Below are 7,277 nucleotides of genomic sequence, written 5' to 3'. Positions count from 1 at the left end.
CCCCGCGCCGGCCGCCCCGACCTGCCCGCCCGAAGGAGACACCTGATGCCCGACCCCAGCACCGGTGATCCCGTCGAGGTCATCGTCGCGCGGTACTCCGGCCTGGCCCGGCTCGCCCTGGCGGGCGGCGCCCCACACGACGGCGCTCCCTGCGGCGACTCCTGTGTTGACGCCGTCGGGTATCCGAGCGAGGACGGGATGCCCGAGGCCGCCCTGCGCGCCAGCCTGGGATGCGGCAACCCTCTCGCCGTCGCCGAACTGCGCCCCGGAGAGACCGTCCTGGACGTGGGCTCGGGCGGCGGCCTGGACGTACTGCTGTCCGCCCGCCGTGTCGGCCCCGGCGGAACCGCCTACGGCCTGCACGTCGGCGACGACATGCTTACCCTCGCCCGCGCCAACGCCGCCCAGGCCGGAGCCGACAACGCGCACTTCCTCAACGGCCGCATCGAAGACATCCCGCTCCCCGATGCCGGCGTCGACGTGGTCATCTCCAACTGCGTCATCAACCTTGCCGCGGACAAGCCCCGCGTCCTCGCCGAAGCCTTCCGCGTCCTGCGCCCCGGCGGGCGACTCGGCGTCAGCGACATCATCACCGAACCCGGCCTCGACCCCGCCGAACGCACCGCCGCCGCCCAACGGCGCCTCGGCTGCGCCGCCTCCACACTCACCGCAGAGGAGTATCACCGCGAACTCCGAACGGCCGGGTTCACCGCGGTCGACATCACCACGACCACCGGTACCGGCGGGCTGAACGCGGCCATCGTCCACGCCATCAAACCCGACTAGCAGGACGCACGCCATGCCATCCCATCAGCACCACGAGCACCCCGGCATCACCATCCGAGCCATGCGGCACCAGGACGCCGACCAGGTCCTGGCGATCTACCAGCAAGGCCTCGACACCGGACATGCCAGCTTCGAGACGACCGCCCCCACCTGGCAGGCGTTCGACACCGCCAGGCTCTCCCAATACCGGTACGTCGCGACCGACACCGCCGCAAACCCGGCCAACACAGTGCTCGGCTGGATCGCCGCCACGCCCGTCTCCGACCGCTGCTGCTACGCCGGAGTAGTCGAGCACAGCGTCTACATCTGCCCGCACGCCCGCGGCCGGGGCATCGGAGCCGCGCTGCTGACCACGTTCATCGCCGCCACCGAAGCCAACGGCATCTGGACCATCCAGACCGGCATCTTCCCCGAGAACACCCCTAGCCTCCGGCTCCATGCCAAGGCCGGCTTCCGCACCGTCGGCACCCGCCAACGCCTCGGCCGCCTCCACGGCCAATGGCGCGACGTCGTCCTCCTCGAACGCCGCAGCCCCACGGTGCTGTGACCCCGCGACGCTCCAGCACGCAGCGAGAGCCTAAACGCGATCAACTCGCTGACGCGGGTTACCCCTGAGGCCACGCCAGGTCGGTCTTCGGGGCGCGGACGACGATCTTGGCGTCGGCATGTGCCGCGATGGAGAACTCGACAAGTTGCTCGCCACGGCCGTTGCGGTACAACTCGGCATCCACGCACACGTCCTGGTCCACGCCGTCGACCAGAACCTCGACATCCGTACCGACCAGCGGGGTCCAGGTGTTGGGCTGGACGATCTGGAACTCGCTCATCCGGCAATCTTGCCGCGTCCCTCCGCATCGGCTGACCTGGGCTCAGGCCGGGCTGCGGCGGGCGGCACCGGCAGCCCGCGTGAGGGAGTGCTCAATGCAGGACCTAGCATCGCCTGCGCCGCAAGGCGGACCACGGCGGGACCGTGCTGCGGGTCGACGCCGACGCCAGAGGAGACCCACCTGGGTGCCTGTTTGCATACGGGCGAAAGTCGAGCAGTGTTGATGCGCCGTTACGAGGGCGTTGTCGCAGGCGAACGGCCGCTGTGGCTGTCCAGCATCGCGGATGTTTCCCAGGTCGACGGTGGACGCACCGCCGGAGAGGGCGTCGCGGACGAATGGGCCTGGCAGCCGTCTCCACCCGCGCCGACCGCCGGGCCGGAGCAGATCCTCCGATCAAGCCCGAGGCGAGGACGCTGAGCGCCACCCGGGAGCAATTGGAATGGGTTCCGGCCACGCTGTCACATTCGAGCGGTCGGCGGCGTCTTCATGTCGAACCTGCAACTCGTAGAGGAGGGCGGGCATGTCCAAACGAGTCATACCCCTGCTACTCGGACTGGTGGCCACGCTCGTGCTCGGCTTGGCAGGGCCGGCGTCGGCGATCACGTACGAGTGGGACACCGCTGAACGCGGCACCGATTCCATTCCGACCGAGATGCAGTGCGTCTGGAACGACTACGCCAGGGTGTGCTACCACTCGTACGGAGACACCTTCTGGGTCCGGGACGAGAACAGCGACGGCCAGTCCGCGGTCGCCGACTGGCGGGACTACTCGGGCGACACGGGCGCCCTCCGGCGGAAGGGCGGCTGCCGCAACGCGCTAGGGTCCGGGAAGTGGGCGCGCTGCAACAAGAACTTCGCCGAGATCGACACGATCTACTTCCGTCCCTGCCGGGTCAACTGGGGTGCCGGTGAGCGGACGCCGAGCGAATGCGGGTACTGGATCGCCTGCAAGGCGAACGGTACGGGCTGCTGGGCGCCCTCCTCGGCAGAGGTCACAGCCATACAGGAAGGGCGTAACCCGCTGAAGGTGCGCACTCGCTAATCGGACAGCACTGACCAGTGCCACTGTCCACCGCCGCTCGCCGAAACGGCCACGTTCAGCGGAGTGGTGTGGGAGTTGATCTCCGCGTGATCCTGTTTCTGCAGGTTAAGCAGTAAGTTCTGCTCGGTAGCGGGGTCGGGCGTGGTGCTGTCGATGACGCGCAGCCGGGCCTTGGTGAGGAATTCCAGTCCCATGTAGCGGCGGGCCTCGGTCCATTCGTCGGTCCCTAGATCGTTGCATCAGGGCCCACCCCCTGCCCCGCATCGTGTGAGCCGTGCTGAAACACGACATCGACTACCGCGAAGACGGAGCCGACTACTACGACCGGCCGACCCCGCCCGCCAGGCCGGCCGGCACACCAATGCTCTGCGCCGCCTGGGTTACGACGTCGTCCTCGCCCCGATCGACCCGCTACCCCAACGCCCCGCAGCCTGAACACCACCCCAGCACCCGAGTAGCGGAACCACCGGCCGGGGCCAACAACTGTGCCGTGGCTGAGGTCCCCAGTTTCGTTACAGCGAAGGGGTGCTGAGTGTGGAGGACTGGGGAGATCCGTAGGCTGCACCGGTCGGAGCAGATACCGATCCGGGCGATCGCCCGGAAGTTGGGGAGCGGCCGGAACGCGGTGCGGCGGACGGTTCTTTGCGATGCAGGTGCATGGCCGCCACCAGAACCATCAGGACCGCCAGTCCGGTTCCGGCGGTTGGTGTCAGGGTGGGGACGATTCCGGTGGCGGCCGGGCGCAATCAACCGATGGCGCCGAGTAGTTCCATCACCCCGATGAACCGCACCATCGCCGGGGGAATGCCTGCGGCCGCGGATATTTGCCGATCGGCTTGGCATTCGGCTGGGAGGCTTTCTCCAGGCCGGGTAGGGCGAACATGGGCAAGATCGCTTGCATGATCCACAAGAGCACGTTCATCGACAGACCATTTCTGTTGTCATTGGTGTTGGTGGCTCATGCACGGGTCTCATCCATGATGGTGTGCGGGCTCAGTGCCGTTCCAGTTCCACCTTCGGCAGCAGCCGGGCCAGCGGTGCGGGCAGCCACCAGGCGCGGCGGCCCATCAGCTCCATCGCCGCCGGGACGATCAGGCAGCGGATGATGACGGCGTCCACGAAGATCGCCACCGCCATGCCAAAGCCGGCCTGCTGCAGCATTCGTTCCGGGCTGAGCATGAATGCGGCGAAGATCAAGATCATGATCGAGCCCGCGGCCGTGATCACTGAGCCGGTGTGGGCCAGTCCCTCTCGGACGGCGTGGGACGGGTCGCCGGTGGAGCGCGTCCACTCCTCGTGGATCCGGGAGATCAGGAAGATCTCGTAGTCCATGGAGAGCCCGAAGACGATCGCGAAGATCATTACGGGCAGGTACGCCTCGATCGGCCCGCCCTCGATGCCGAACAGGCCGTCCTGGTACACCAGCTTCATCGCGCCGAGCGCGGCGCCGATGCTGAGCAGGTTCAGCAGCGCGGCCTTCAGCGGGATGAGCACCGAGCGGAACACCGCCATCAGCAGGAGCACCGAGAGGCCGACGACGATGGTCATGAACAGCGGCATCCGGTCGGCGACCTTGGCGGCGTAGTCCTCGGACGCGGCCGTGGCCCCGCCGACCAGATACTGCGCGCCGTTCTGCGCGGACAGTTCCGGCAGGACGTCGTCGCGCAAGGTGCCGACGAGCTGGGAGGTCTTCTCGTCCTGCGGGGCGGAGGCGGGGAAGACCAGGACGGTGGCGGCCTTGCCGTCCGGTGTGGGTATCGGGGCCGCGGCGGCCTGGACCGCGGGGACACCGTTCAGCGCCCGGGTCGCCTCCGCGGCGGCCTGTTCGGCGCTGCCCCTCCCGCCGTCGGTCACGACCAGCAGCGGGCCGTTGAATCCGGGGCCGAAGCCCTGGGAGAGCAGGTCGTAGGCCTCCCGGCTGGTGGCGCCGCGCGCGTCGCTGCCCGCGTCCGAGAAGCCGAGCCGCATGCCCAGAGCCGGCACGGCGAGCGCGCCGAGGATGACCGCCGCCGTCAGCAGGGCGGCCAGCGGTCGTCGCTGCACCACGGCCGCGAGCCGCCGCCACGCGGTGCCCTCGGCGGCCCGGCCCTTGGCTTGGCGCCGCTCGGCGCGCCGGGTGAACTGGCGGGCGAAGCGGCGGCCGAAGATGCCGAGTAGCGCGGGCAGGAGGGTCAGGGCGGCGAGCATGGTCACCAGCACGGTCAGTGCCACCGACAGCGCCATGCCCTGGATCGAGCCGAGGCCGAGGGCGACGAGGCCGAGCAGCGCCAGGATGACGGTGCAGCCGGCGAAGAACACCGAACGGCCCGCGGCGTCCATCGCGTTCACGGTGGCCTGCTCCGGCGTCTCGCCGCGCACCAGTTCGGCGCGGTAGCGGGCGAAGATCAGCAGCGCGTAGTCGATGCCGACGCCGAGGCCGACCAGGATCATCACCGGCGGGGTCCAGCCGGCGATCGTGAAGGCGTGCGAGGCCACGACGATGACGCCGACGGTGGACCCGACGGCGAACAGGGCGATGATGATGGGCAGCCCGGCGGCGATGACCGTGCCGAACATCATGACCAGGATGACCAGCGCGGCCAGCAAGCCCGCGCCCTCCGCGGCGCCGGTTCCGCCCTCGGCCAGCAGCCGGGCCGCGTCGCCTCCCAGCTCGGCCTGGAGCCCGCCGCCCGCGGCCTTCTGGGCGGTGTCGAGGATGCGCTGGGTGTCGGCTTTGGGCATGTCCTCCGACGGGACTTCCAGCACCACCGTGGCGTAGCCGATTGTGCCGTCCCCGGCGATGGCGCCCTCGCCGTCGTACAGGCTGCGAACCTGGCCGACCTTGGGCAGCCCGGTGACCTCGTCCAGCATGGCGGTCACGCGTCGCTGGACGGCGGGCTCGCGCAGGCCGCCGTCGTGGTGCAGGACGATCTCGACGGTGTCGGCGGCGCGCGCGGCGCCGTGCTCGGCCAGCAGGTCGGCCGCCTGCTGCGACTCGGTGCCGGGGAGGGAGAAGTCGTTGCGGTAGTCGTCGCCCGCGACCGACGCGGCGGCCCAGACGCCGCCCAAGATCGCCACCCACAGGAACAGGGCGAGCCACCTGCGGCGGTGGGCGAAGCCCGCGATGCGGACGAACACCCCTTGCCGCGACGGTGATCGGGGTGCCGGTTCTCGGTTCAGTTCGGTAAGTGTCATGGTCTCTTCCCCCTGGAAGGTGTCGAGCGTCCACGGATCGGACTGGGATTCCGTGGCTTGACGACGCAGCCCTCCCAGGTGTGACACCGACACCCGACACCCGCCCCCGGGACGCTCGCCGCCCTGGGGGCCGTGTCACATCCCGACCGGCTGCCTCGTCAACACCGCATGGGGACGACAGAGCAGGACGTGTGGGACGACGAAGAGTCGCTGGCACGGTCCTTCGAGGCCAACCGGCCGCGCCTGCTGCGCCTGGCGTACACGATGACGGGTTCGCTGGCCGAGGCCGAGGACTGCGTGCAGGAGGCGTGGCTGCGGCTGCGCGGGCTCGCCGACCCGGGGGGCGTCCGGAACCTCGACGCCTGGTTGACGACCACCGTCAGCCGGCTGGCGCTCGACGCCCTGACCAGCGCGCGTGCACGCCGCGAGCAGTACGTCGGCACGTGGCTGCCCGAGCCGCTGGTCGAGGCCCGCTCCCACGACCCGGCCGACCGCATCACGCTGGACGAGTCGGTGAGCATGGCGCTGCTGGTCGTCCTGGAGCGGCTCACCCCCGCCGAGCGCACCGCGTTGGTGCTGCACGACGTCTTCGGCGTCCCCTTCCTCGAGATCGCCGAGGTGGTCGGCCGCTCGCCGGCGGCGGTGCGCCGGCTCGCCTCGCGGGCACGCCGGCAGGTCGAGGGCGGCCGGCCGCGGACCCCGGCCACCGAAGCCGAGCAGCGCAAGCTGGTCGAGGCGTTCACGGCCGCCTGCCAGACCGGCGATCTGCCGGGCCTCGTCGCGCTGCTCGACCCGGACGTCGTGCTGCGCGGCGACGGCGGCGGCAAGGTCGCCACACTGCAGCACGTCGAACGGTCGGCGGCGCGAGTGGCCCCCATGATGCTCGCCCGTGCCCGCGCCGTGCCCCCACTGGACATCCTGCCCATCACGGTCAACGGCGCCCCGGGGCTGGTGATCCGGGACGCCGACGGCGGCCTGTCGGTCATGGCGTTCACGGTCGACACCGGCCGGATCACCGCGATCGACCTCGTCCGCAACCCGGACAAGCTCGCAAGGCTCCCGGACTTGCGCTGAGCGCCTGATCCCGCCGGCCGCGAAGCGTGCCGGCGATCTCCCGCAAGAACGTCCTGTCATCGGCTATGTGAGGGCGAACGGGCCTCGCCGCAGGTGGTTGGCGATGGCTGCCGGCCGCCGAGAAGCCGAGTCCGGGCAGGCTTCTCGGTCTGAGCGGACGTGGCCTTCGGCAGTACGGCTCCGTAGTTGCGGAGTGTGATCGAAAGTCGGGTGGTGTGAGGTTCTGCTGGATGCGGTTGGCCCGAGGCGGTCGCCTGCCGCTAGCGAGTCGCTAGCGGATGATCTTGCTCACGGTGGTCGTGGTGGGGGTGGGTCAGCCGAGTTTTGGGGTGGTGCGGTCGATGATCGGGGCGAGGTCGAGGCCGGGTGGGAGG

Annotated in this window: 7 protein-coding genes; 4 read left to right on the top strand and 3 right to left on the bottom strand. The window is 70.1% G+C overall.

The annotated features are described in order from the left end of the window. Both ETD96_RS37680 and ETD96_RS37675 read left to right on the top strand, forming a co-directional pair. On the top strand, positions 1-786 hold a 786-nt coding region (locus tag ETD96_RS37680; protein WP_205719653.1), incomplete at its 5' end, for a methyltransferase domain-containing protein. A 13-nt stretch (positions 787-799) separates the two neighbouring features. Next, entirely contained in the window at positions 800-1,333 is a 534-nt protein-coding gene (locus ETD96_RS37675; protein WP_240808512.1) for a GNAT family N-acetyltransferase, read from the top strand. A gap of 58 nt (positions 1,334-1,391) precedes the next feature. On the opposite strand, the gene ETD96_RS37670 is transcribed toward ETD96_RS37675, so the two are convergent. Continuing rightward, complete coding sequence (locus tag ETD96_RS37670; protein WP_138641278.1) at positions 1,392-1,613, bottom strand: hypothetical protein; 222 nt, start codon at positions 1,611-1,613, stop codon at positions 1,392-1,394. A gap of 520 nt (positions 1,614-2,133) precedes the next feature. Here ETD96_RS37670 and ETD96_RS37665 point away from each other — a divergent pair. Beyond that, positions 2,134-2,655 (top strand): hypothetical protein, encoded by a 522-nt coding sequence (locus ETD96_RS37665; RefSeq protein WP_138641277.1) that lies wholly within the window; start codon positions 2,134-2,136, stop codon positions 2,653-2,655. Here ETD96_RS37665 and ETD96_RS37660 read toward each other — a convergent pair. Together ETD96_RS37660 and ETD96_RS37650 are read right to left on the bottom strand one after the other, a co-directional pair. Further along, positions 2,652-2,849, bottom strand: coding sequence for a hypothetical protein (locus ETD96_RS37660; RefSeq protein ID WP_138641276.1), 198 nt, complete (start codon positions 2,847-2,849; stop codon positions 2,652-2,654). The two genes, ETD96_RS37665 and ETD96_RS37660, sit on opposite strands and share 4 nt — an antisense overlap. Positions 2,850-3,648: 799 nt before the next feature. Further along, complete coding sequence (locus ETD96_RS37650) at positions 3,649-5,772, bottom strand: MMPL family transporter (RefSeq protein WP_138641280.1); 2,124 nt, start codon at positions 5,770-5,772, stop codon at positions 3,649-3,651. Positions 5,773-5,997: 225 nt separating this feature from the next. Between ETD96_RS37650 and sigJ the strand changes: the two genes are divergently transcribed. Then, positions 5,998-6,903, top strand: a complete 906-nt coding sequence (gene sigJ / locus ETD96_RS37645; RefSeq protein WP_138641274.1) for an RNA polymerase sigma factor SigJ — start codon at positions 5,998-6,000, stop codon at positions 6,901-6,903. The last annotated feature ends 374 nt before the right edge of the window (positions 6,904-7,277 follow it).

The organism is Actinomadura geliboluensis (assembly GCF_005889745.1).
Taxonomy (GTDB): Bacteria; Actinomycetota; Actinomycetes; order Streptosporangiales; family Streptosporangiaceae; genus Spirillospora; species Spirillospora geliboluensis.
This window is presented reverse-complemented; position numbering and strand designations above follow the sequence as displayed.